This is a genomic window from Streptomyces sp. NPDC096176 (genome assembly GCF_044763255.1).
In the GTDB taxonomy this organism is placed as follows: Bacteria; Actinomycetota; Actinomycetes; order Streptomycetales; family Streptomycetaceae; genus Streptomyces.
This window is the reverse complement of the sequence record NZ_JBIWFV010000010.1, coordinates 1-24418: the sequence shown is the minus strand read 5'-3', so window position 1 is coordinate 24418 and position 24418 is coordinate 1. Positions and strand designations below refer to the sequence as shown.

23 protein-coding genes, 1 pseudogene and 1 riboswitch are annotated in these 24418 nt (G+C 69.6%); of the genes and pseudogenes, 13 read left to right on the top strand and 11 right to left on the bottom strand.

Annotated elements, in window-relative coordinates:
- Nucleotides 1-13: 13 nt before the first annotated feature.
- From ACIQ7Q_RS25715 to ACIQ7Q_RS25690, 6 genes are read left to right on the top strand one after another with little or no spacing between them, the layout of a single operon-like run.
- The gene (locus ACIQ7Q_RS25715) at nucleotides 14-454 is read left to right on the top strand and encodes a cupin domain-containing protein (RefSeq protein ID WP_403866600.1); all 441 of its coding nucleotides are present in this window, start codon (nucleotides 14-16) and stop codon (nucleotides 452-454) included.
- A complete protein-coding gene (locus ACIQ7Q_RS25710; RefSeq protein ID WP_403866597.1) occupies nucleotides 451-1719 on the top strand; it encodes a beta-ketoacyl-[acyl-carrier-protein] synthase family protein in 1269 nt (422 codons plus the stop codon). The genes ACIQ7Q_RS25715 and ACIQ7Q_RS25710 overlap by 4 nt, the downstream gene beginning before the upstream one ends.
- On the top strand, nucleotides 1716-2975 hold the full coding sequence (locus tag ACIQ7Q_RS25705; protein WP_403866594.1) for a ketosynthase chain-length factor: 1260 nt from the start codon (nucleotides 1716-1718) through the stop codon (nucleotides 2973-2975). Before ACIQ7Q_RS25710 ends, ACIQ7Q_RS25705 begins: the two co-directional genes overlap by 4 nt.
- A 16-nt stretch (nucleotides 2976-2991) precedes the next feature.
- Nucleotides 2992-3249, top strand: a complete 258-nt coding sequence (locus tag ACIQ7Q_RS25700; RefSeq protein WP_356638108.1) for an acyl carrier protein — start codon at nucleotides 2992-2994, stop codon at nucleotides 3247-3249.
- A gap of 1 nt (nucleotide 3250) precedes the next feature.
- On the top strand, nucleotides 3251-3745 hold the full coding sequence (locus ACIQ7Q_RS25695; RefSeq protein WP_403866591.1) for an SRPBCC family protein: 495 nt from the start codon (nucleotides 3251-3253) through the stop codon (nucleotides 3743-3745).
- A 37-nt stretch (nucleotides 3746-3782) separates the two neighbouring features.
- Nucleotides 3783-4115, top strand: coding sequence for a TcmI family type II polyketide cyclase (locus ACIQ7Q_RS25690; RefSeq protein ID WP_403866588.1), 333 nt, complete (start codon nucleotides 3783-3785; stop codon nucleotides 4113-4115).
- Between the two features lie 77 nt (nucleotides 4116-4192).
- Here the strand turns inward: ACIQ7Q_RS25690 and ACIQ7Q_RS25685 are convergent, their stop codons facing one another.
- The 4 genes from ACIQ7Q_RS25685 to ACIQ7Q_RS25670 all read right to left on the bottom strand — a co-directional run bounded on the left by ACIQ7Q_RS25685 (nucleotide 4193) and on the right by ACIQ7Q_RS25670 (nucleotide 7854).
- Nucleotides 4193-5218 carry a methyltransferase gene (locus tag ACIQ7Q_RS25685; RefSeq protein ID WP_403866585.1) on the bottom strand — a complete coding sequence of 342 codons (1026 nt, stop codon included), beginning with the start codon at nucleotides 5216-5218 and terminating at the stop codon, nucleotides 4193-4195.
- Between the two features lie 52 nt (nucleotides 5219-5270).
- Nucleotides 5271-6335: a nitrous oxide reductase family maturation protein NosD gene (locus tag ACIQ7Q_RS25680; protein WP_403866582.1), complete on the bottom strand. Its 1065-nt coding sequence runs from the start codon at nucleotides 6333-6335 to the stop codon at nucleotides 5271-5273.
- 91 nt (nucleotides 6336-6426) lie between these two features.
- On the bottom strand, nucleotides 6427-6972 hold the full coding sequence (locus ACIQ7Q_RS25675; protein ID WP_403866579.1) for a hypothetical protein: 546 nt from the start codon (nucleotides 6970-6972) through the stop codon (nucleotides 6427-6429).
- 600 nt (nucleotides 6973-7572) lie between these two features.
- A complete protein-coding gene (locus ACIQ7Q_RS25670; protein ID WP_403866576.1) occupies nucleotides 7573-7854 on the bottom strand; it encodes a hypothetical protein in 282 nt (93 codons plus the stop codon).
- A 139-nt stretch (nucleotides 7855-7993) separates the two neighbouring features.
- Here ACIQ7Q_RS25670 and ACIQ7Q_RS25665 point away from each other — a divergent pair, with 139 nt between their 5' ends.
- A complete protein-coding gene (locus ACIQ7Q_RS25665) occupies nucleotides 7994-8548 on the top strand; it encodes a hypothetical protein (protein ID WP_403866573.1) in 555 nt (184 codons plus the stop codon).
- 101 nt (nucleotides 8549-8649) lie between these two features.
- On the opposite strand, the gene ACIQ7Q_RS25660 is transcribed toward ACIQ7Q_RS25665, so the two are convergent.
- From ACIQ7Q_RS25660 to ACIQ7Q_RS25650, 3 genes are all read right to left on the bottom strand, one after another.
- Entirely contained in the window at nucleotides 8650-9447 is a 798-nt protein-coding gene (locus tag ACIQ7Q_RS25660) for a transglycosylase SLT domain-containing protein (RefSeq protein ID WP_403866570.1), read from the bottom strand.
- Nucleotides 9448-9451: 4 nt separating this feature from the next.
- Nucleotides 9452-9610, bottom strand: a riboswitch (cyclic di-AMP (ydaO/yuaA leader).
- A gap of 396 nt (nucleotides 9611-10006) precedes the next feature.
- Entirely contained in the window at nucleotides 10007-11485 is a 1479-nt protein-coding gene (locus tag ACIQ7Q_RS25655; RefSeq protein WP_403866568.1) for a glutamate--cysteine ligase, read from the bottom strand.
- A gap of 328 nt (nucleotides 11486-11813) precedes the next feature.
- Nucleotides 11814-13103: an ROK family protein gene (locus tag ACIQ7Q_RS25650; RefSeq protein WP_403866565.1), complete on the bottom strand. Its 1290-nt coding sequence runs from the start codon at nucleotides 13101-13103 to the stop codon at nucleotides 11814-11816.
- 184 nt (nucleotides 13104-13287) lie between these two features.
- Between ACIQ7Q_RS25650 and ACIQ7Q_RS25645 the strand changes: the two genes are divergently transcribed.
- The 5 genes from ACIQ7Q_RS25645 to ACIQ7Q_RS25625 all read left to right on the top strand — a co-directional run bounded on the left by ACIQ7Q_RS25645 (nucleotide 13288) and on the right by ACIQ7Q_RS25625 (nucleotide 19242).
- On the top strand, nucleotides 13288-14604 hold the full coding sequence (locus ACIQ7Q_RS25645) for an ABC transporter substrate-binding protein (RefSeq protein WP_403866562.1): 1317 nt from the start codon (nucleotides 13288-13290) through the stop codon (nucleotides 14602-14604).
- An 11-nt stretch (nucleotides 14605-14615) separates the two neighbouring features.
- Complete coding sequence (locus ACIQ7Q_RS25640) at nucleotides 14616-15611, top strand: carbohydrate ABC transporter permease (protein ID WP_403867139.1); 996 nt, start codon at nucleotides 14616-14618, stop codon at nucleotides 15609-15611.
- 22 nt (nucleotides 15612-15633) lie between these two features.
- Nucleotides 15634-16473, top strand: a complete 840-nt coding sequence (locus tag ACIQ7Q_RS25635; protein ID WP_403867137.1) for a carbohydrate ABC transporter permease — start codon at nucleotides 15634-15636, stop codon at nucleotides 16471-16473.
- A gap of 46 nt (nucleotides 16474-16519) precedes the next feature.
- Complete coding sequence (locus tag ACIQ7Q_RS25630; protein ID WP_403866559.1) at nucleotides 16520-17887, top strand: GH1 family beta-glucosidase; 1368 nt, start codon at nucleotides 16520-16522, stop codon at nucleotides 17885-17887.
- Nucleotides 17888-18315: 428 nt separating this feature from the next.
- A complete protein-coding gene (locus ACIQ7Q_RS25625; RefSeq protein WP_403866557.1) occupies nucleotides 18316-19242 on the top strand; it encodes a hypothetical protein in 927 nt (308 codons plus the stop codon).
- 72 nt (nucleotides 19243-19314) lie between these two features.
- Here the strand turns inward: ACIQ7Q_RS25625 and fusA are convergent, their stop codons facing one another.
- Together fusA and ACIQ7Q_RS25615 are read right to left on the bottom strand one after the other, a co-directional pair.
- On the bottom strand, nucleotides 19315-21429 hold the full coding sequence (gene fusA / locus ACIQ7Q_RS25620) for an elongation factor G (protein ID WP_403866554.1): 2115 nt from the start codon (nucleotides 21427-21429) through the stop codon (nucleotides 19315-19317).
- A gap of 399 nt (nucleotides 21430-21828) precedes the next feature.
- Nucleotides 21829-22308, bottom strand: a complete 480-nt coding sequence (locus tag ACIQ7Q_RS25615) for an ATP-binding protein (RefSeq protein ID WP_403866551.1) — start codon at nucleotides 22306-22308, stop codon at nucleotides 21829-21831.
- Nucleotides 22309-22452: 144 nt separating this feature from the next.
- On the opposite strand from ACIQ7Q_RS25615, the pseudogene ACIQ7Q_RS25610 reads away from it, so the two are divergent.
- Nucleotides 22453-23103 (top strand): annotated as a pseudogene (locus ACIQ7Q_RS25610) (Scr1 family TA system antitoxin-like transcriptional regulator); the annotation flags it as partial.
- Between the two features lie 175 nt (nucleotides 23104-23278).
- Here the strand turns inward: ACIQ7Q_RS25610 and ACIQ7Q_RS25605 are convergent.
- Both ACIQ7Q_RS25605 and ACIQ7Q_RS25600 read right to left on the bottom strand, forming a co-directional pair.
- The gene (locus tag ACIQ7Q_RS25605; protein WP_403866548.1) at nucleotides 23279-23794 is read right to left on the bottom strand and encodes a hypothetical protein; all 516 of its coding nucleotides are present in this window, start codon (nucleotides 23792-23794) and stop codon (nucleotides 23279-23281) included.
- 210 nt (nucleotides 23795-24004) lie between these two features.
- A partial coding sequence (locus ACIQ7Q_RS25600) for a hypothetical protein (protein ID WP_403866545.1) occupies nucleotides 24005-24418 on the bottom strand: 414 nt, incomplete at its 5' end.

The following is a 24418-nucleotide window of genomic DNA, read 5'->3' as shown; positions in this document are numbered from 1 at the left end:
GGAGGAACCAGTCATGACCACACCCCATCGCATCGTCGACCTGAGCGAGACCCAGCCCAACCGCAGGCGCGGAGGCGATCTGCGCGCCTTGCTCACCCCCACCGCCGTGGGTGCCACGAGCGGATTCATGGGCCTGGCCATCGTCGAACCCGGTGACCGCATCGGCGAGCACTACCACCCGTACTCCGAGGAGTTCGTGTACGTCGTCGCCGGCGAGCTCGAAGTCGACCTGGACGGCGAGCCGTTCGCCATCCGGCCGGACCAGGGTCTGCTCATCCCGCCCTACGTGCGGCACCGCTTCCGCAACGTCGGCAGCACCGAGGCCCGCATGGTCTTCCACCTCGGACCCCTCGCCCCGCGGCCCGAACTCGGCCACGTCGACACGGAGGAGACTCCCATGGCGGAAGGCGCCGCAGCACACCGCCCGCCGGAACGAACGGAGTCGGTGTCGTGACCCGGCGGGTGGCGGTGACCGGCGTCGGCATCGTCGCACCCGGAGGTGTGGGCACCCGCGCATTCTGGGACCTGCTGGCGAGCGGACGGACCGCGACCCGCGGCATCACGTTGTTCGACCCGACAGGTTTCCGCTCGCGCATAGCCGCCGAGGTCGACTTCGATCCCGCGGCCCACGGCCTCGGTGCGGCGGACGCCCAACGCGCCGACAGGTACGTGCAGTTCGCCCTCGTGGCCGCGCGTGAGGCCATGGCGGACGCCGGCCTCGACGCGGGTGCGATGGACCCCTGGAGGACCGCGGTGTCCATGGGCACCGCGGTGGGCGGCACCACCCGGCTGGAGCGCGACTATGTGAAGGTCAGCAGTACGGGACGGCGCTGGGACGTCGATCACAGCGAGGCGGCGCCCCATCTCCACCGCGCCTTCTCTCCCAGCGCTCTCGCCTCCGAGGTGGCCGAACTCGCCGGCGTCCAAGGGCCCGTGCAAACCGTTTCCACGGGCTGCACCTCCGGTCTCGACGCGATCGGCTACGCCTTCCACGCGATCGAGGAGGGCAGGGCCGACATCTGCATCGCCGGTGCGTCGGACTCGCCGATATCCCCGATCACGGTGGCCTGCTTCGACGCGATCAAGGCGACCTCCCCCAACAACGACGATCCGGCCCACGCGTCGCGCCCCTTCGACGCCAACCGGGACGGGTTCGTCATGGGCGAGGGCGGTGCCGTGCTCATACTCGAGGAGCTCGAGCACGCGCGTGCCCGTGGCGCGCACGTGTACTGCGAGATAGGCGGGTACGCCACCTTCGGCAACGCCCACCACATGACCGGCCTGACCCGTGAGGGCATGGAGATGGCCCGCGCGATCGACGACGCCATGGGCCACGCGCAGGTCGATCCGACGGACATCGACTACGTCAACGCGCACGGCTCCGGCACCCAGCAGAACGACCGGCACGAGACGGCCGCAGTGAAGCGGTCGCTCAAGGAGCACGCCTACAAGGTGCCGATGAGCTCCATCAAGTCCATGGTGGGCCACTCGCTCGGTGCCATCGGCGCCATCGAGCTCGTCGCCTGCGTACTGGCCCTGGCCGAGCAGGTGGTTCCGCCGACGGCCAACTACGAGACCCCCGACCCCGAGTGCGACCTGGACTATGTGCCACGCACCGCACGCCCCCTGAGGCTGCGCAGTGTGCTGTCCGTCGGAAGCGGCTTCGGCGGCTTCCAGTCCGCGGTCGTCCTCACCCGACCAGGCGGGAGGACACGATGAGCCCCGGTTCACGGCAGACTCGGCGCCCCGTCGTCACCGGCATCGGTGTCGTCGCCCCCAACGGCGTGGGCGCGGAGACGTTCTGGAAGTCCACCGTCGAGGGCATCAGCGTCCTCGACCGAGTCACCCGCGAGGGCTGCGACCACCTGCCCCTGCGCATCGCCGGTGAGGTGCGCGGCTTCGACCCGGAGACGATGGTCGAGCAGCGCTTCCTCGTCCAGACCGACAGGTTCTCCCACTTCGCGATGGCGGCGGCCGACATGGCGCTGGCCGACGCGCGCATGACCAGTGGCGCGACCGGCGAGAACCCGTACGCCGTGGGCGTGGTCACCGCCGCCGGCTCCGGCGGCGGTGAATTCGGCCAGCGCGAGCTGCAGCGGCTGTGGGGGAAGGGCTCGACCTACGTCGGCCCCTACCAGTCCATCGCCTGGTTCTACGCGGCGAGCACCGGGCAGGTCTCCATCCGCGGCGGCTTCAAGGGCCCCTGTGGCGTCGTCGCCAGCGACGAGGCCGGCGGGCTGGACGCCCTCGCGCACGCCGCCGGGGCCATCAGGCGGGGCACCGACACCGTCGTCGTCGGCGCGGCCGAGGCACCGCTGGCCCCGTACTCGATCGTGTGCCAGCTGGGCTACCGCGAGCTGAGCACATGCGACGACCCTGACCGCGCCTACCGGCCGTTCACCGCCAACGCGTGCGGCTTCGTCCCCGGTGAGGGCGGCGGCATGTTCGTCGTCGAGGACGAGTCGGCGGCCCGCCGGAGAGGAGCGCAGATCCGCGCGACCATCGCCGGCCACGCGGCGACCTTCACCGGGGCCTCCCGATGGGAGCAGTCCCGCGAGGGGCTGGCACGGGCCATCAGCGGCGCTCTGGAGGCCGCGGACTGCGCACCCGAGGAGATCGACGTGGTCTTCGCGGACGCGCTCGGCCTGCCGGAGGCCGACCGGGCAGAGGCCCTGGCCATCGCCGACGCCCTCGGGCCGCACGGCACGCGCGTACCGGTGACCGCGCCCAAGACCGGGACCGGCCGGGCGTACTGCGGAGCGCCGGTGCTCGACACGGCCGCCGCGGTGCTCGCCCTGGAGCACGGCGTGGTCCCGCCCACCCCTCATGTCTTCGACGTCTGCCACGACCTGGCCGTGGTGACCGGCACGGCTCGGCCCGCCGAGCTGCGTACGGCGCTGGTGCTGAGCCGAGGACTGATGGGTTCGAACGCGGCGCTCGTGCTGAGGCGCGGCGCCGACGACACCGCCTCGTGAGAAGGAGAACGTCGCCATGACAGCACAACTGACCGTCGACGAACTGGCCGCCCTGATGAAGAAGGGCGCCGGCATCGCCGTCGACCCGAACGAGATGGGCCAGCGGCCGGACACGCCGTTCGAGGTCTACGGCCTCGACTCGCTGGGGCTGCTGGGCATCGTGGGCGAGCTGGAGAACCGGTACGCCCGGCCGCTGCCGCCCGACGCGGACCGTTGCAAGACCCCGCGCGAGTTCCTCGACCTCGTCAACAACTCACTGATGGCAGGAGCCTGACATGCCCGGACACACCGAGAACGAAGTCGTCATCGACGCGCCCCTCGACCTCGTGTGGGAGGTGACCAACGACCTCGACCACTGGCCGCAGCTGTTCAGCGAGTACGCGTCCGTGGAGGTGATGGAGCGCGAGGGCAACCGGACGGTGTTCCGGCTGACCATGTACCCCGACGAGAACGGCCGCGTCTGGAGCTGGGTCTCCGAACGCGTCGCCGACCGTGCGGCGCTCACGGTCACCGCCCGCCGCGTCGAGACGGGTCCCTTCCAGTACATGAACATCCGCTGGGAGTACGAGCAGACACCCCGCGGTGTGCGGATGCGCTGGACGCAGGACTTCGCGATGAAGCCGGACGCCCCCGTCGACGACGAGTGGATGACCGGCAACATCAACCGCAACTCCCCGATCCAGATGGACCTCATCCGGAACAAGATCGAGCAGCGCGCCCGGCTCGGCGGCACGTCGAAGGACTCCGCCGCCCCGGTGACCGCGGTCTGACACACCCTGCCCACGGCATCCGAAGGGACACCACCCGATGCATCAAGCCCTGATCGTCGCCCGGATGGCACCGGGCTCCGCCCCGGACATCGCCGAGGTGTTCGCGACCTCCGACAGAGGTGAGCTGCCGCACCTCGTCGGGGTCCGCCGGCGCAGCCTCTTCCAGTTCGGCGACGTCTACCTCCACCTGATCGAGTCGGACCAGCCTCCCGGTCCCGCGATCGCCAAGGTGACGGAGCACCCGGAGTTCCGGGACGTCAGCGAACGGCTGTCCGCCTTCGTCTCCGCGTACGATCCGCAGACCTGGCGCAGCCCGAAGGACGCCATGGCGCAGCAGTTCTACACCTGGCAGCGCGACGACCGGACCTGAGGTCCGGCACCGCACAAGCCGTCGGCCCCGCGGATCAACCGCGGGGCCGACGGCTTGCGCGCACGGCCACGGGCGGCTCAGCCCGGGACCACGCTCTCGAAGACGTGCAGATAGGCGTTGACGGGACGGATGTCGCCGATGACCAGGCCGGCGTCCGTCATCCGGCTGGTCATGCTCTCCTGGGTGTGCTTGGCGCCACCGACGTTGAGCAGCAGCATCAGGTCCATCGAGGTGGTGAACTTCATCGACGGCGTGTCGTCGACGATGTTCTCGATGACGGCCACCCGGGCTCCCGGGCGGGCCGCCGCGACGACGTTGCCCAGGGTGCGGCGGGTGCTCTCGTCGTCCCACTCCAGGATGTTCTTGATGATGTACAGGTCCGCGTCGACCGGCATGGTCTGCCGGCAGTCGCCCGGGACGATGCTGACCCGGTCGGCGAGGGAGCCGCCCTCGAGCAGCCGGGGATCGGCTGCGGCGACGACGCGGGGCAGGTCGAGCAGCGTCCCGGTGGCCCCGGGGTGCTTCTCCAGCAGGCTCGCCAGCACATGCCCCTGACCGCCGCCGATGTCCGCGACGGTCTTGACCCCCTCTAGGTCGAGCAGTTCGGCGACGTCCCGCGCCGACTGCATGCTGGAGGTGGTCATGGCCCGATTGAAGACTTGGGCCGACTCGTGGGCGTCCTCGTGCAGGTAGTCGAAGAACTCCTTGCCGTACAGGCCGCCGAAGACGCTGCGGCCGGTCCGGACCGCGTCGTCGAGGAGCGGCCAGGCGTCCCAGGTCCACGGCTCGGTGCACCACAGGGCGATGTACTTGAGACTGTGCGGGTCGTCCTCGCGCAGCATCCGGGACATGTCGGTGTGGACGAACCTGCCGTCCTCCTCGGCGAAGATCCCGTAGCAGGTCAGCGCGCGCAGCATTCGCCGCAACGCCCTCGGGTTGGCCTTCAGTTGTGCCGCGAGCTCCTCCGCGGTCGCCGGTGCGTCGCCGAGGGCGTCCGCGACACCCAGCCGTGCCGCCGCGCGTACGGCCGCGGCACAGGCGGCACCGAAGACGAGCTCCCTCAGCCGCATGGCGGTCTGAGGTGTTGCGCTTGCAGTGGTCATGCGGTCTCAGTCTTTCGTGAGTGGGCCGGGCCTGTGGGCTCCATCCGATCGGTCAGCACAGGCCGGCGGGCTCGGAGGCCCGGCACACGTTCCCGGCGAAGGTGTTTCCGGTGCCCTTGGTGTCCCTGTTGGCCAGGTCCGCCTTGCCGTTGCCCGTCACCAGGTTGTGCCTGATGACGTTGTCGGTGCCGGCGGTGCCCACGATGCTCTTGAACAGCACGATGCCGCCGGACATGGGTGCCGATCCCACGTTGTCACGGATCAGGTTCGCTTCGACCAGGGTGTCCTCGATGCCGGTGAGGACGATGCCCGTGCCCTGGATCTCGGGCAGCCGGGCGGTGGCGTCGCAGTGCTTGTTGTTCTTGTAGATGTGGTTGAAACGGACCGTCAGCGCGCCCGCTCGGGGCACCGTCTCGTCGCCGACGAGAAATACGCCGGCGCAGTTCTGGGTGATCTCGTTGCCCTGGAGCGTCAGGTTCCGCACGCGGCGGATGGTCGCGCCGATGCGGTTGTCGATCATGCGGTTGCCGCTGACGACCGTTCCCTTGGTGTCGGTGGCACCGGCCTCCTCATTGACGGTGTTCGCCACGAAGATGCCTGCGTCGCCGTTGCTGCGGACGACGTTCTGCCGCAGCTCCGAACGGATGGACCGCTCCTGCGCGATGCCCCAGGTCCCGTTGTTCTCGGAGGTGACGTGGCGCACCGTCAGCCGGTCGGTCCAAGCGGCCCAGATGCCGTTCTTGGCGAACCCGCTGAGCCGCAGCGAGCGGATCCGGACCTCTTCGAGCGGCTGCGCCTTGGTACCGAGGGCGCAGATCCCGTTGCCGGCCGCGGCACAGGAGTCGGTCTTCGCGGGCTTGGCCGCCGGCTTGATCACCGTCCGCGCGCCCGCTCCCTGGAGGGTCAGGCGGGGCTTGGTGATGCGGACGCTTTCCTTGTAGGTGCCGGCGGCGATGTTGATCGTGTCGCCGGGCTGTGCGGCGTTCACGGCAGCCTGGATCGACTGGCCGGGCTGCACCTGGTGTGTGACGGAGGCATGGGCGGGGGCGGAGGCGCCGAGGCCGGACACGACGAGCAGAGCCGTGCAGCCGAGGACGGTCGTTTGTCGCTTTGTCATAAACCGAAACTAAGCGGCAGAACACCCAAAATGGCGCAAACCACGCCTGGGCGAGCTTGTTTCCCCCCGCCCAGACGTGGTCCGCAGGCCGTCAGGACTCTTCGAAGTAGGCGTCGAGGACCGCGTCGAGCTCCGCCGTCCACTCGCTCAGACGGCTCCTGGCGGGCGCTTCGACGTCGGCGTTGAACCAGCGGTTGGCCGCCACGTGGACGGTGACCGTGAACCGGCGCCCGAAGCGGGCCGGCCTCACCTCGACGGCGCCGATCTCGTCCCAGTGGAAGTCCGCCTCCTGGTCGTCCAGGGTGAAGCGGATGCCGGTGCGGTCGGCGGTGATCGAACCGCGGCGGTCGCGGGCCTCGAAGACTGGCCCGTCGGCGTCGTCGTCATCGGCGGCCTCGGCGTCCGGCTCCTCGGCGGGTGCGTCCGCCTCGTCGGCCGCCGCCCCGGTTTCGTCGCCCTCGGCCACGGGAACGGTCTCGCCCTCGGCCTCGTCCTTGGGCACGGTCTCCTCGGCCCTCTTCTCCCCCTCCTCCCCACCCTTGACGGCAGGCGCGGGCGCCGTGAGTCCCGGGATGTACGCCGGGTCCGTCCCCACGCCGATTTCGATCTTCGTCTTCGGATCTATCTGCTGCTCCACGGCGGGCAGTATGGACGACGAACCTGTACGAGACCAATGCGGTCGGCCGATCGACCTCCGCGTCTCCTCACCCACCGGCGACGGTGTTCCACCGTCGCGTCGCGATCGACTGATTCCGGGCAGGGAGTCAACCACCACCCCGGCCACGAAGCCGGCTCCATTGATAGGCAGGGCGCACTCGGCCCACAACTCCTTGCCATGTCGGGGACAGGGGGTGGTACGGGCCGGCCGCGCAGGCTGGGTGTCGGGCACCTCGATCCGGGTCACGCCGCGGTGGTTGTCGCAGGCGAGGTGCAGGGCACAGTCCTGACCCCGTACGCAGCCGTGGAGCTCGGCGTCCGCAGTGAGTTCGGCCGACGACGAGCGTGACCGCGTCGTGCCCGGCACCGCGTGCGTGGCTCCACTGGGCGAGCTGATGCGCGCCCAGCAGGCGGGCGAGGCGGGCACCCGGGGGTTCGCAGAGATGCACTGCGCGAACGCCACGCCCTACGCACCGACGGTGGCCATGCCGAAAGGACCACGGAATGCTGTCATGGCCGTCTTCCCACGAGCAACACGGAAACAGGTCCATATCCGGCTCATATCGGCACGCGTGGAGCCTCACGCCGCGGGAGTGTGGCGGCCCGACCGGGCGCGGACCGCGGTGCGGGCCGTGCGGCAGTGGCGGAGGGCGCTCCTGCCGCAGCCGCGCCACTGGGCCCGGGTGACGCGGGCGCGATGGCCGCCGCTGGTGATCATCGCATTCACCGGTGTCATCGGGTCCGTGGCCGCGGCCTTCGCCAGCAGGACGCCGACCGCGAGCGGGAGCAGGGTCACGGCAAGGGCCGTGCCGGCTGTGGTGGCGTTGCGGACGCGCGGGTGGCGGAGGGCTTCAGGGAGCATGCTCCGATTCGACCGGTGAGGGGGGTGCGGGCGGATCCGGGCGGGTACTCAGAACGTCCGGACCTCGTACTCATCCCGTGGTCGCGGCTGGTTGCCCAACTACCGTTCTGGGACCGGAGGATCGCTGTAGCCTCCGGCCATGACCACCGACACGGAGCGCCTGACACTCACTCAGCAGTTGCGCCGCCGGGGCGCCGTGGTTCTCGCGGTTTTCGCCCTGGTGTGGGCCTTCGCGGCCGGTTCCGGGCTCGCATCGACGACTGCTGCCGTCGTAGTCGGCATTGTGGGGGCGGCGCTGACCGTCGCGGCCGTTGTTGCTGCGTTCCGGGGCGCCGCGGGGACCGCACGCCGCATGGTGCGGCTGCCGGGGAAGTGGAACCGCGGGGTCGGCCTCGTGAACGCCCTCGAGGTCGTCGCGATCTTCGCGGTGATCGCCGCTTCGAACGCCACGGGCCACGCCGAGCTGATCCCGCCGGGGATCTGTCTCGTGGTGGGTCTGCACTTCTTTCCGCTGGCGCGTCTCTTCGACCAGTGGCAGTACACCTGGACGGCTGTTCTGCTGACGGTTGTCGCGGTCGTCGGCACCGCCGTCGCCCTGGCCGGGTACACGGACGAGACCGTGCGCGTTGTGGTGGGGGCAGGAGCGGCCGTTGTGTTGTGGCTGTCCTCGTTCCATGTGGCCGCGCGGGGCTGAAGACCGGCACAACACGGGGCCGGAGACCGGGGGCGCCGCCGGACGCCCCGGGCTCCGGCCCGGTGAAGTGTTGCGGCCTGTCGGCCGTCGCAACGGTCCCGTCAGTAGGGGCCGTTCACGTTGTCGATCGAGCCGTACCGGTCGGCGGCGTAGTTGCACGCGGCCGTGATGTTGGCGACCGGGTCGTACAGGTCGTTGGCCGTGCCGGGGACGTGGTAGGCGTCGAAGGTCGGCTGGATGACCTGAAGCAGGCCCTTCGAGGGCGTGCCGTTGACGGCGTTGATGTCCCAGTTGTTGATGGCCAGCGGGTTGCCGGAGGACTCGCGCATGATGTTGCGGTGAATTCCCTCGTAGGTTCCCGGAATTCCGCGCTGACCCATGATGGCCAGCGATTCCTTGATCCAGCCGTCGAGGTTGTTCGCGTAGGTGGCGGGCTTGGCCGCGGGGGCCGCCTTCCGCTCCGAGCGGTCCGCGCGGTCGGTCGCGGCGGCCCGGTCGGCCTTCTTGGGCGCGGCCTTTTCCTTGGCCGGGGACTTTGCACCGATCGTGAGCTCGAGACCGGGGCGAATCAGTGCCGGATCGTGGCCGATGGCTCTCCGGTTGTCGTTGAAGAGCTCCTTCCAGCCGCCACTCAGAGAATACTTGGTGGCAATCTTGGAAAGGGAGTCACCCGCGACCACGGAGTACGTGACGGCCTTGGACTTCTGTGCGGCGACCTGCGCGGCGGCGGCCACGGTGGCCGGCGCGACGGCCTTCTCCGCGGCCACGGGCAGCGCTGCCTGAGCAGTGGTGGCGCCCATGAGCGGGAGGGCGAGTGCGGCACCACCCGTGCCCGCTGCCACGAACCCGCGGGTGAGTGAACGGGACTTGGGACGACGGTGCTTACCCTTTGTGGGCATGGCGAATTCCTCTCCGTCGCCTGCGAGGTGAGCTGTCGGGTTCGGGCTGGAGATGCCCGGTCGCAGCTGATGGCGACTTCACCCCGAGCCGTTCCGGGATTCCGGATCGGCGGCTTACCTGGTTCCCCCGCTCCTGCCGTACGTGAGTGGGTGCGGTTTACCGGACGGCGGCAGGATTCGGCGGTCCATCCGGATTGACGGTGACGTTAAGCGAGAGGATCCCGGCGGAACAAGTCCCGAATTCCACATCACAAAGCGGACGTCTCCCCCTGACGGGAAATCCGCATTGTCAGTGTCGCGTCAAAAGGCTCAAACTCCGCCCCAGAGAAGGGAAATGGCCCGCGCGGCGGTATCCACACAGAGCGGACCAGGTGACCGACATCACGGGGGATCGGGGCAACCTCCAGGGTTGCCCCATAACCCCCAAGGAACCCCAACCAACAGGAATACGCGGCAATTCGACTTACAAACTTAATGCGGAGAAAAGACCCCTATACCGGACATAGGTGAGCATCGCCGGGCAGGTCGCCCGGCCCCCTACGGAACGAGCGAGGAACACTCAGTCAACGGGCCAGGTGTGCGCCGGCGCGTTCAGATGCATGTAGTCGATGTACTGCCGCGTCATCAGCCGAAGCGCCTCATGGTGGTCGACGCGGCTCGTGGCGTCGATGTGGTGGTACATCTCCGCCTGCCACACCGCGCCGTTTCGGCCGGTGACACAGCGCTGCTCGATGATCCCCAGCAGCGGCTCCCGCCACGCCGCGTCCATGCCGGAGAGCTCGAGACCGCGATGGGCCATGGGCAGCAGACGCCGCAGTACGAGCTCGACCACCGGCACCTCGCCCATGCCCGGCCAGTACAGGTCCGCGTCGATGCCGTGCCGCGCCGCGGCGTGCAGATTGTCCTCAGCGGCCTGGAACGACATCCGGGACCAGATCGGCCGCTCCTCGTCGACCAGTGCGCGTGTCATCCCGTAGTAGAAGGCGCCGTTCGCGAGGGTGTCGGCGACGGTCGGGCCGGCGGGGAGGACCCGGTTCTCGACGCGCAGGTGCGGCCTGCCGTGGGCGACGGCATAGACGGGGCGGTTCCACCGGTAGATGGTGCCGTTGTGCAGGGTCAGCTCGGGCAGCTCCGGGGTGTCCCCGCCGTCGAGCTTCTCCCGCGGGTCCTCGTCGTCACACAGGGGCAGCAGGGCGGGGAAGTAGCGCACGTTCTCCTCGAAGAGATCAAAAACGCTGGTGATCCACCGCTCGCCGAACCACACCCGCGGCCGGACCCCCTGCACCTTGATCTCCTCGGGGCGGGTGTCGGTCGCCTGCTCGAACAGGGGGATCCGGGTCTCGCGCCACAGTTCCTTGCCGAAGAGGAACGGCGAATTCGCCGCCAGCGCGACCTGGACCCCGGCGATCGCCTGCGCGGCGTTCCAGTAGGCGGGGAACTCGCCCGGCGAGACCTGCAGGTGGAACTGCGTACTGGTGCAGGCGGCCTCGGGGGTGATCGTGTCGGCGTAGGTGCGCAGCCTCTCCACCCCGTCGACGGCGATCCGCAGGTCCTCGCCCCGGGCCGCGAAGACCTGCTCGTTGAGCAGCCGATAGCGCGGGTTCTCCGAGAGCGCCGCCTCGCCCACGTCCCGCTGCCGCAGGGTCGGCAGAATGCCGATCATGGTCAGATGGGCCCCGACCTCGGAGGCCCGCTGCTCGGCGTGGTTCAGGGCGTCCCGGATCTCCTGCTCCCAGGCGTCGGGGCCGCCTGCGGTCAGTGTCCGCGGCGGGATGTTGATCTCCAGGTTGAACCGGCCCAGCTCGCTGTCCCAGGCGGGGTCCGCGATGGCCTCGAGCACGTCGGTGTTCTTCATCGCCGGCTCCCCGGCGGCATCCACCAGGTTCAGTTCGATCTCGAGACCCACCTGGGGCCGCTCCGACTCGAAGCGCGCCTCGCTCAGCATCGTCGCGAACGTGTCGAGGCACGTCTGCATCTTGTCCCGGTACCGGCGGCGATCGTCACGGGTGAAAACGAGCGCCGGGACGTCACGTCCCATCGGGCCCTCCCGCTCTCGTCGGGCAGACACCTTCCCCCACAGCGTCCCACTCACCGGCTGCCCGGACCAGCGGTGACCGGGGCAGCGGACGGCAGCGAGGCGCCGCCGCGGAGCCTTGCCCGGAAGCCCGCTCGGGCCGCGGCGACAGCCGGTTCCCGGCCCGCCCCGGGCCCGTCTTTCGCTACGGCCCCGGCCCGCCCCGAGCCCGTCTTTCGCTACGGCCCCGGCCCGCCCCGAGCCCCAGGACCGTGGCGAAAGACGCTGCACGCTTCTTTGACCCCGGGCTGTGCGGCCGCACACGCATGGCCGGGGAGAACACGCAATCCGCTCAGTTCGGGACCCGGCCCTCCAGCGCCGTGCGCCACGCCGGGGCGGCCGCCCCGGGCGTCGGCGCGGGGCGCCTGCCGCCCCCGGCGAAGAAGTCGGCGAGCGGCAGAGTCGCTGCACCCACCGTCACCGCGTCCGGACCGAGTTCTCCCAGGTCTATGCTCACTCGGGCCGCCGGGTGGCTCAGGGAGTAAGCCGCGGCATACTCCCGCACGGCGGCGAGGAAGCGGGGGCCGAGCTGCAGTCCGGCCCATCCACCGATGAGAATCCGTTCCGGCTGGAAGAGATTGATGAGACCGGAGAGCCCGGCGCCCAGGTATTCGGCGGTCTCGCGCACCACCTCGCGCGCCACCGGGTCGCCCCCTTCCCCGTCGGCCGGATAGGCGGCGGCGAGCAATGCCGTGAGGGCGGTCTCCTCACCGGCCCCCGCCCCGCACCGTCCGCCGGCTTCCCGCCACCGGTCCAGCAGTGCCTTTGCCCCCGCGTACGCCTCCAGGCAGCCGAGCGCACCGCAGCGGCACCTGCGGCCCCGCACCTTGACCGTCAGATGCCCCCATTCGAGGGCCCGGCCCTGCTCCGCGACATCGGTGACGTGGCAGGCGCCGACCCCGGAGCCGAAGAGGATCACGGCCACGCTCTGGGCGCCGCGACCGGCTCCGAACCACATCTCCGCCTGCCCGAGTGTTCTCGCGCCGTTCTCGATGAAGTACGGGACCGTGTCGGGGAGTTCGCGGGTGGCACGCAGCAGCGACTCCAGCGGGACGGCGTTCCAGCCGATCGTCTGGCCGTGGACGATCGCTCCGCGCTCCGGCGTGCGGGCCACGATCCCGGGGACGCCGACGCCGACACCGATGAGCCGCTCGGCGGTGCGGCCCGCGCGGTGGAGCACCTCGCGGATGCCGTGGCGGATGTGTTCCACGATCGCCTCGACGTCGTACCGGCTGCCGGTCAAGGCCCGCTCATCGCGGGCGAGTTCGGTGAGCGTCAGGTCGAAGAGCTCCACCCTGACGCGGGTCTCTCCGACGTCCACACCGATGAGGTGGCCGCTGGCCGGTAGGACGCGCAGCAGGGTGCGGGGGCGTCCGCCGTCGGATTCGACGCTGCCCGCCTCCTCGACCAGCCCGTCGGTGGCGAGTTCGCCGACGACGTTGCTGATGGTGCCGGAGCTGAGTCCTGTCGCCGGGCCCAGTGCGTGGCGGCTCAACGGCCCGTCGAAATACAACCGTTGCAGTACCGCGGCGCGATTGCTCCGTCGCAGGTCATTGACCGTCCGCCCGGTCCGTCCAGCCATCCTTCGCCCTTCCGACCTGCGGTGTCCCGGCAGACGGTCCCCGCTCACCTCTTGACGCTGTCGCCCGCCCGAGCTTAACTCACGTCCTAAATTAAGCCGTGAGGGTGTTCAGGAGTTGAAGCCGCAGTCCGTCGGCCCCTGCCTCCGGCAACCCCGCTCCTGAAGGAAAGGGACACCTGGAGCCATGCGCAGAATCCGAGCAGTAGCCAGTGGTGCAGTCGCCGTCTCCCTGCTCGCCACCGCAACCGCGTGCGGCGGCGGCACCTCGACGGACGGTGGTTCCAACGAGTCGCCGAAGACCCTCACGTACTGGGCGTCCAACCAGGGGCCGAACATCGAGGCCGACAAGAAGATCCTCGGACCCGAGCTGAAGAAGTTCGAGGAGCGGACCGGTATCAAGGTCAAGCTGGAGGTCGTGCCCTGGTCCGATCTGCTCAACAGGATCCTCACCGCCACCACGTCGGGTCAGGGCCCGGACGTTCTCAACATCGGCAACACCTGGTCCGCGTCTTTGCAGTCCACCGGTGCGCTGCTGCCGTGGGACGAGAAGAACTTCTCGAAGATCGGCGGGAAGGACCGCTTCGTGGAGGCGGCGCTCGGCTCGACGGGAGCGTCCGGCACCGACCCGGCCGCCGTGCCCCTGTACTCGATGTCGTACGCCCTCTACTACAACAAGAAGATGTTCGCGGACGCCGGCATAGAGAAGCCGCCGGCCACCTGGGACGAAATGGTCGCCACGGGCAAGAAGCTGTCCAAGGACGGCAAGTGGGCCTTGGGCGCGGAGGGTTCGAACCTGTCCAACAACATCCACCAGGTGTTCGTCCTCGGGCAGCAGCACGGCGCCGACTTCTTCGACGCCGAGGGCAAGCCCGACTTCACCTCGGACGGCGCCGTGGCCGCCGTCAAGCAGTACGTGGACTTCATGGCGAAGGACAAGATCATCGCCCCGGGCAACGCCGAGTACGCGCAGAACCAGTCACTGAGCGACTTCGCCAAGGACAAGACCGCGATGGTGCTGTGGCAGGCCGCCGCATCCACCTTCAAGTCCCAGGGCATGAACGACGACGAGTGGGGCGTCGCCCCCGTCCCCGTGCAGTCCGGCACTCCCGGACTGGACAAGAACGTCAACTCCATGGTCGCCGGAATCAACATGGCCGTCTTCAAGAACACCAAGAACATCGACGGCGCGCTGGAGTTCGTGAAGTTCATGACCAGCGACGAGGAGCAGAAGATCCTCTGCGGGACCTACGGATCGATCCCGCCGGTCAAGGCCGCCCAGGGCGACCCGGCGTTCGACCGTCCGGAGCTGAAGGTGCTGCGCGACACGCTCGCCACGAGCGCCACCGCACTCCCCCAGGTCCCCAACGAGTCGCAGTTCGAGACGGTCGTCGGCACCGCGGTCAAGAACCTCTTCGCCGCAGCCGCCGCGGGGAACTCCGTGACCACGGAGTCGGTGAAGGCCGAACTGGTCAAGGCCCAGCAGCAGATGCCCAAGCAGTGAGCGACACCCCTTTGAACACGACCGCTGTCCGGGACGTCGGGGGGCCGTGCGTGCGCAAGGACACCCCCGGGGCGGCGCGGGTCCCACGCCGCCCCGGGCGGATCCGCCGCACCGCGCTGCCGTACCTGCTGCTGCTCCCCGCGCTGCTCCTGGAAATCCTCGTCCACGCGCTGCCGATCGTGATCGGCATCGTCATGAGCTTCAAGGAGCTCACCCAGTTCTACCTCCGCGACTGGAGCACGGCCCCGTGGGTCGCGCTGGAGAACTACAAGATCGCGATCGACTTCGACACCCCGGTCGGTGCGGCACTGCTCCGCTCGTTCGTGACGACGTGCCTGTTCACCGTGGCCTCCGTCGGCCTGTGCTGGCTTGTCGGAACGGCCGCGGCCGTCTACATGCAGGAGACCTTCAAGGGGCGCGGCGTCCTGCGGGCCCTGTTCCTCGTGCCGTACGCGCTGCCCGTCTACGCCGCCGTCATCACCTGGGCGTTCATGTTCCAGCGCGACAACGGCCTGATCAACCGTGTGCTCCACGATCAGCTCGGCCTCACCGACACCCCGTCCTTCTGGCTCATCGGCGACAACAGCTTTGTGGCACTGCTCACCGTCTCCGTCTGGAAGGGCTGGCCGTTCGCCTTCCTCATCGTGATGGCGGGCCTGCAGAACATCCCGAAGGAGCTGTACGAGGCCGGGGCGCTCGACGGCGCCGGTGTGTGGCAGCAGATCCGGCACATCACCCTGCCGTCGCTGCGGCCGGTCAACCAGGTGCTGGTCCTCGTCCTGTTCCTGTGGACGTTCAACGACTTCAACACGCCGTTCGTGCTGTTCGGCAAGTCGGCGCCGGAGGCGGCGAACCTCATCTCCATCCACATCTACCAGTCGTCGTTCGCCACCTGGAACTTCGGCACCGGAGCCGCCATGTCGGCACTGCTGCTGGTCTTCCTGCTGCTGGTGACCGGCGCCTATCTCCGGCTCACCTCCCGCGGGAGGAAGGTTTCCGATGCCTAGGACCACAACGCCCAGGTCCCCCATGGCGGCTCCGCGTTCCTTCGTCTGGTCGCGGCGTGTCTTTCTGACCCTGCTGACGGGCTTCGTGCTGCTGCCCGTCTACGTCATGGTCTCCAGTTCCCTGAAGCCACTGGAGGACGTGTCCGGCGAGTTCCGCTGGATGCCGAGCGGGCTGACCGTCCGCCCCTACTTCGACATCTGGGAGACCATTCCGCTGGCGAAGTACTTCGTGAACTCAGTCGTCGTGGCCGGCGCCGCGACCGTCTGCTCCGTCGTCATCGCGGTCTTCGCCGCCTACGCCGTCAGCCGCTACCGGTTCCGCGGCAAGCGCCTGTTCACCGTCTCCGTGCTGTCGACCCAGATGTTCCCCGGCATTCTCTTCCTGCTGCCGCTGTTCCTCATCTTCGTCAACATCGGGAACACGACGGGGGTCGCCCTGTTCGGCTCGCGCGGCGGTCTGATCCTCACGTACCTGACCTTCTCGCTCCCGTTCTCCATCTGGATGCTCATCGGCTACTTCGACTCGGTGCCCCGCGAACTGGACGAGGCGGCGCTGGTCGACGGATGCGGACCGCTGAAGGCCCTCTTCCGCGTGGTGGTGCCGGCCGCGATCCCGGGCATTGTCGCCGTCGCCGTCTACGCGTTCATGACCGCCTGGGGTGAGGTCCTCTTCGCCTCCGTCATGACGAACGACACCACCAGGACCCTCGCCGTCGGCCTGCAGGGCTACTCGACGCAGAACGACGTGTACTGGAACCAGGTCATGGCGGCGTCGCTCGTCGTCAGCATTCCCGTGGTCGCCGGCTTCCTGCTGCTCCAGCGCTACCTCGTGACCGGCCTCACCGCCGGTGCCGTCAAGTGACCTTGTCCCCCGCCAGTGACCCCTCCCCCCGCCCGAAAGGACGTCCGTGACCAAGCCCATCGACCTTGCCGCGCTCCCGCACAACTTCGCCTGGGGCACCGCCACATCGGCGTACCAGATCGAAGGCGCCGTCGCCGAGGACGGCCGGTCGCCGTCGATCTGGGACACGTTCTCGCACACCCCCGGCAAGATCGACCACGACGACCACGGCGACATCGCCTGCGACCACTACCACCGCCGGCACGAGGACATCGCACTGATGAAGCAACTGGGCACGAACGCCTACCGCTTCTCCGTCGCCTGGCCGCGTGTCATGCCGCAGGGCGACGGCCCGGTCAACGGCAAGGGCCTCGACTTCTACGACCAGTTGGTGGACGAACTGCTGGCGGCGGGCATTACCCCGTCCCTCACGGTCTACCACTGGGATCTGCCCCAGGTCCTGCAGGACCGCGGCGGCTGGCCGGAGCGTGACACCGCCCACCACCTCGCGGCCTACGCGTCCGCACTCGCCGAACGGCTCGGCGACCGCGTCCACCACTGGGCCACCCTCAACGAACCGCTGTGCTCGGCGTGGATCGGCCACCTCGAGGGCAGAATGGCCCCCGGCCTCACCGACCTGACCGCCGCCGTACGGGCCTCCTACCACCTGCTGCTCGGACACGGGCTGGCCGCCCAGGCGATCCGCGCGGCGGCGCCCGGCGCGCAGGTCGGCATCGTCAACAACCTCTCGACCGTCGAACCGGCCGGTGAACGTCCCGAGGACATCGCCGCCGCCCGCCGCATGGACGGCCACACCAACCGCTGGTGGCTCGATCCCGTGCACGGCCGCGGCTTCCCGGCCGACATGCTCGACGTCTACGGAGTCGAGCTCCCGGAGCGCCCCGGAGACCTGGACAGCATCGCCGCGCCCCTCGACTGGCTCGGCCTCAACTACTACTTCCCGGCCGTCGTCGCCGACGACCCCAGCGGTCCCGCGCCGTACGCACGCCAGGTGCGCCGACCGGGTGTCCCGCGCACCGGCATGGACTGGGAGGTCGACGCGAACGGAATCGAGGCGCTGCTGCTGCGCCTCACGAACGAGTACGGCGCACGGAAGCTGTACGTGACGGAGAACGGTTCCGCCTACCCGGACGTCCTGAGTGCCGACGGCACCGTCGACGATCCGGAGCGTGCGCGGTACCTGGAGAAACACCTGGCGGCCTGTGCCCGCGCCGCCCGCAAGGGCGCCCCGCTGGCCGGCTACTTCGCCTGGTCGCTGCTGGACAACTTCGAGTGGGCGTACGGCTACGACAAGCGCTTCGGTCTTGTCCACGTCGACTACACGACACAGCGGCGGACCATCAAGGGCAGCGGCCACCGGTACGCGGACATCATCCGCGGCCACCGCGGGCGCCGCTCGGACCACGCGGCCTGACCATGGCCCCGACCGTGACCGGCCCGGGAACGTGCTCGTTCCCGGGCGGCTCGGACGGCGGCGGTCAGCGGTCCGGCAGGGGGCGGTTCGGACGGGACACGCCGAGCCGGAGGCCCTGTGAGATCTCGGGAACGTAACGAGTCATCCTGCCCCTGATCAAGCTCGCGAGGGAGCCCACCGCGACCGCACCCCCAGGCGAAGGGAGCCGAGCCATGCGCGGCATCCGAGAAACCGTCACGAGCCGCACCCGAGAGGGCGGAAGACGGCGGTTGCCTGTCTGCGCGGTGTCGCTGCTGGCGTGCACCGCACTGGCACTGGGGTCCGAAGGCGCGTCCGCCGGTCCCGCCGGTTCGCCCGCGCCCCCCGATTCGCCACCGTCCGCAGGTTCGTTCCTGCCCGCCGGTTCGCCCGCCGACGAACGGCGGAGCGTGAGGTGGGACGTGGACCTCGGCGGCGACACCGCCGACGACTCCAACGTCATCCATCACCCGGACGGCACCGTGCGCATCCGCGACAACGGCCTCGGACCCGCCTCAGCGGGCACCGGACGCGCCCAGGCCTCGGCCGTACTGGCAGTGCGCCACCTGGACCACGGCGTCAACCGCGTCGTGGCGGACGTCGAGGCCGAGCTGCCCATGGGAACGTGGGTGGCCGTCGACGTCCGCGGCCGTACCGGCAGCGGCCCTTGGACCGAATGGCGGGAGGCCGGTTCCGGCGCACCGGCCGAACTCCCGCGCACGATCACCTCCGTACAGGCACGGCTTTTCCTCCAGGGCGGCCCGGGCGGCGCGAACCCCACCGTGCGGGGTCTGCGCCTCACCGCGTACTCCGAGTCGACGGACAGGCCCGGCACGGCAGCCGCCGCACCGTACACGGCGCGCGTCTTCGCGACCCGCGAGGGCCTGGTCGGCCACACCACCGCCAACGGACATGTGATCCGGCCGGACGACCACTTCGTCGCCCTGCCCTCCCGCCGCGGTCTGTCACCCAAGGGCAGCGACGAGTATTCGGTACGGGTCTGCGGCCCCGCGCGGTGCGAGACGGCACCGGTGTGGGACGTCGGACCGTGGAACACCCACGACGACCACTGGAACCCGTCGTCCGTACGGGAGACCTTCAAGGACCTCCCCCGAGGCATGCCGGAGGCGCAGGCCGCGTACGAGGACGGTTACAACGGCGGACACGACGGATTCGGCCGCGAAGTCCTCAACCCGGCGGGCATCGATCTCGCCGACGGCACCTTCTACGGCGTCGGCCTCGACGACAACGGCTGGGTCACCGTCACCTACCTGTGGACCGGCGACACCGTCGGCGCCACCTTGTTCCGCCGGCCCCCATGCGGGCCCACCTGCTGATCGGCTCCCGGTCGCAGGCGCCTGCCGCCCGCGGGACGGCCCCGCCCCCCGTAGGCGGGGCCGTCCCTGGTTCTACGCCGGCGTCCCGTTCCGCACCGGCGTCCCGCCGGACACCGATGCCGGTGCCGGCGCATGGCCGACGGCGCGGGACGTGAAGGTTCCACGGCCCTGGGTGCGGCTGCGCAGCCTGGACGCGTAGCCGAACAACTCGGCCAGCGGCACCGTCGCGGTGACCACCGCCGTGCCGGACCGCGCCGCCTGGCTCGACACCCGGCCGCGCCGCGCCGCCAGGTCGCCGAGCACCGCGCCCACGGCGTCGTCGGGCACGGTGACCGTGACCTCGACCACCGGTTCGAGCAGAGCCATCACGCTCGAGCGCAGTGCCTCCCGCAGCCCGAACCGGCCCGCCGTTTTGAACGCCATCTCGGACGAGTCCTTGGAGTGCGTGGCCCCGTCGCACAGGGTCACTCGCAGCCCGGTCACCGGGTGGCCGCCGAGGGGGCCCTCTGCGAGGGCGTCCCGGCACCCGGCCTCCACGGCGCGGACGTACTCCTGCGGCACCCGCCCACCGGTGACGGTCGACCGGAACACGAAGCCCTCCGTGCCCGTCTCCAGTGGTTCGACATCGAGCACGACATGGGCGAACTGACCGGCGCCGCCGTCCTGCTTGACGTGCCGGTGGACCAGCCCGGACACGCCGCGGACAACGGTCTCGCGGTACGCCACCTGCGGCCGGCCGACGCCGACGTCCAGCCCCTGGGCTCGGCGGATCTTCTCCACCGCGACCTCGAGGTGCAGCTCGCCCATGCCCGACAGCACCGTCTGACCGGTCTCGGGATCGGTGCGGACCGTGAGGGACGGATCCTCCTCCACCAGTCGGGCCAGCGCCGACGCCAGCCGGTCGGTGTCGAGGCGCCGACGGGCCTCCACCGCCACGGAGACGACCGGATCCGCCGCGGTGGGCGGTTCGAGCAGCAGCGGCGCGGCCGGCGCGCACAGCGTCGCACCGGAACGGGCGGCCTTCAGCCCGACCACGGCGACGATGTCCCCGGCCACGGCCCGGTCCATCTCCGCATGCCGGTCGGCCTGGACGCGCAGGATGCGGCCGATCCGTTCCGGGCGGCGGGCGCCCACGTCCAGCACGGCATCTCCTTTCTCGATCGTTCCCGCGTACACGCGCACATACGTGAGCCGCCCGGTGCTGGTGGAGTTCACCTTGAACACCAGCCCCACGAACGCCGCGGCCTCGTCGGCTTCCCGCTCCTGCTCCGCGCCGGCGTGGGTGCCGCGTACCGGCGGCACGTCCAGCGGTGACGGCAGGTAGGCCACCACAGCTTCCAGCAGCGGCTCGACACCGCAGTTGCGGTACGCGGAGCCGCACAGCACCACGACGCCCTCTCCGCTGTGCGTCAGGTCGCGCAGCGCCCCGGTCAGCGTCTGCGGAGAGAGTGTCGAACGCTCACAGAACTCCTCCAGCGCGATCGGGTGCAGTTCGGCGACCGTCTCCTCCAGCAGACGACGGCGTCGTTCCGCCTCCTCGCGCAGGGCTTCGGGCACCGGACCTTCCTCGTACGTGTCGCCGCCGGCCCTGTTCGTGTCACCGCCGGCCCGCCAGATCAGCGCGCGCATACGCAGCAGATCCACCACTCCGGTGAATTCGTCCTCCTGCCCGATGGGCAGCTGAACGACCAGAGGAACCGTGTGCAGGCGTTCCCTGATCGACGAGACCGCCGAGTCGAGGTCCGCGCCGGCACGGTCCAGCTTGTTGACGAACGCGATCCGGGGGACCGCGTGCCGGTCGGCCTGCCGCCAGACCGCCTCGCTCTGCGGTTCGACTCCCGCGACGGCGTCGAACACCGCGATCGCACCGTCGAGCACCCGCAGTGACCGCTCCACCTCGTCGAAAAAATCGACGTGGCCGGGTGTGTCGATCAGGTTGATGCGGTGGCCGTCCCAGACACAACTCACCGCCGCGGCGAAGATGGTGATGCCACGATCGCGCTCCTGGGAGTCGAAGTCGGTGACGGTCGTCCCGTCGTGGACCTCACCGCGTTTGTGGGTGGCGCCGGTGAGATACAGGATCCGTTCGGTGACGGTGGTCTTGCCTGCGTCGACGTGGGCGAGGATGCCCAGGTTTCGGACGCGGGTCAGCTGACTGGCGGAACGGTGTCGGAGGTCGGTACGCACGGCCCATGGCCTTTCGGGTGTTGGTGAGCAGGGCAGCGCAATTCCCGGACGAAGCAGTTCGGTTGTGCGCCTGCGCTGCCCCTGCCGTGGCCGTCGACGCATCAGGGCGTTCGGGTGCGGCGACGCGACGGTCGCCGACCGGGCAGGCGGTCAGGCAGCAAGCAGGCGGAGCAGGGTTCAGGCGTTCGTCACGGACGTCCGGTGGCGGCCGCGCAGCCGGCACCGGAAGGACGAAGACACCAGGATCACGTCGTAGCGTGACCGGGGAGCAACGGCGGCATGGCAACAACGCATGGCCGAGCTCCCCTCTTTCGTCGATACGCGCTGCGATGCCGTGTGCACCGCGCGAGCCGAGTGTAGGGAGACCACCCGGTTCAACAACACCGATTTTCACAGGCCTTACCGGCCTTGCAGGTCGAGTTCGGCCCGGACCGTCTTCCCCACGGGTACGCGGTCGTACACACACCACCGGGAGGCCAGCGCTTCGACGAGCAGCAGACCGCGCCCGGAGTCCTCGGCCGGTCCTGGTGCGGCCAGGGTGCCCGGGGTGGGCGGCCGTCGCTCGCCCCGTGTGTCGGACACCTCGATCCGCAGGACCGCGCCGGGCGCCCGGGTCAGTGTGAGTTCGAAGTCCCGGCCGGGCACGCGACCGTGCGTCACGGCGTTGGCCGTCAGCTCGGCGACGATCAGGGCTGCCGCGTCGGAGAGTTCACTGCCGTGCGGCAGACCCCAGCGGTCCAGCTGATGGACGGCGAGATGCCGGGCGAGGCGCGCGCCGCGTGGCGTGGAGCTGAACCGCTGAGTGAACACACGTACGGTGAGCGGGCTTCGGGCGGCGGCTACGGCGTCGGCGGCTGCGGGCGTGGTGGGGATCGTCATGCGGCCAATCTGGCCTGGGCATATACCGGTTCTCCAGATTCTCGCCCCGTACGCTGAGTCAGCGTACGGGTACGAACAGTGGACGGTACGCGTGACGAAGCGTGACGATGGGCGCGTTGCGACACGTACGCGGAGGTGGCCGGCATGGTGGTGGGTGGGACGGGCGAGGCGACGGCGGGCGGGCGTGCCTGCGGGGCCCCGGCGGGTGGGGGCGGCGCGGAGCCGGAGAGCTCCGACAGCTTGAAGGCCTTCGGCGAGGTCGTCAAGGCGTTCCGGAAACGGACGCGACTGACACAGGAGGAGTTCGCACCGAGGGTGCGGTACTCCCTCCCGACCGTCGCCTCGATCGAGCAGGGCCGCCGGTTCCCGCCGGCGGCGTTCGTCGACCGGGCGGAGGAGGTGCTGGACGCGTTCGGCGCGCTGCGCGGTGCGGCACGACACCTGTCGCGGCGGCCGGGGCTGGCGAGTTGGTTCCGGCAGTGGGCGCAGCTGGAGACGGAGGCGGTCAACCTCCACACGTACGAGTGCCGGCTGATCCCGGGCCTGTTGCAGACGGAGTCCTACGCGCGATCGTTGTTCTCGGAACGCCTGCCGCCGCTCGGGGACGACCAGATCGAGGCGAGGCTGGCCGCGCGGACTGAACGGCAGCGGCTCCTGCGGGAACGCCCGAACACGGCGTTCAGCTTCATCATCGAGGAACACGTGCTCCAGCGGGGTGCGCAGGCTTCCGCGGAGCTCGTCGATCACCTTCTGGAGCTGGCGGTACTGAGGAACATCGAGGTCCAGGTCATGCCTCAGAGGGCGTTAAGTCCCTTCTCTCTCGGTTCATGATCGCTCGTTCGTGGTACTGATCGTCGCACAGGGCAGCCGTTCGCCATGTTCATGCCGGGGTGCGGGCATGGAGCGAAGACCGTATCCGTGCCCACGACCTCGAGTTGGCACCCACCCTGCTGGGTATGGATCGGATGCCTCAATGGCCGGCGAGGAGTTTCACGGCGACGACGGTAATGCCGATCAGGGTGTCGACGAGGCCCGAGAGCAGGGCGCTCAAGGGTTTGTTGCCTATGCGTAGGCCGGTTCGCCAGCTCCACAGGAACAAGGTGGCTACCTCTACGCCTGCGCTGATCAGCAGGGCGGTTTCCAGCTCCAGGGCGCCGAGAGCGGAGATCCCGATAAGCACCAGCGGGCCCACGGCGGTGAGCAGCAGCGGACTCGAAACATGCAGGGTGGTGCGGATCTCCTGAAGGGTGGCGCTGCGTCTGGTCAGCGCCCGGTGGGACTGTTCGTCAGCAACCAGGGTGGCCAGCCAGATCCCTAGTGCCGTCACGGCTACGGTCAGGGCGGATTCGATGTGTTCGGGGTGCTTGGTCTCCGCCAGGGCGACGATGACAGCGGTCAGGGAAAGGGCCGCGTAAATGCGTTCCTTGAGGCGCGCGGCGGCGATGTCCCCCGCTCGGGCGGCGGTGACAGCCACGGTGGGCGTCATGCCGGCGTCCCCCTGTTGTCCTGCAGCCATCGTGCATCACCCGCGCCTTCCGATGGCACACCGTAGAGACCCTTGTGGGGCTTTGCCGCATGAATCGCGGGCGTTCGGCCGATCAGGCGAACTGCCAAGCCGCGTCGAGGCAACCAGTGACGACGTCGGCGAGGACTCCGAAGGGATTGGTGCCCGGCGCCGACTGACACTGAGTGGACGTTAAGTCCGTTTCTGGTAGCGGCCTCGTCCGGGTTGGGTGAGGAAGCCTTGTCGGACGAGACGTCCGAGGCGGCTGCGGGTGATGTTGACGGTGGCTTCGTCGGTGGGCATGCCGAGGAGTTCGTGCAGCTCACGGGCTTTGAATGCCTGGTCGGGGTGCTGATTGCAGGCGTTCACGATGGCCTGGTAGGCGGTGGTCGACCCTGCCGGTTCGGAGTCTTCTTGGGCCGGTGCGAGTTCGGTGATGACCTTCCGGGTGGTGGCCAGGTCCGCGAGTCGTGCTTCGGTCTCGGCCAGGGTGGCGGTCAAGTGCTCGATATGGCCGCGTAGTTCATCGGTCCGGGACGTGGTCTCGTCGTGCTGGGCCTGGAGGTTGGCCAGGAACTCGGTGATGTTCACGCGGCCAGCTCGAGG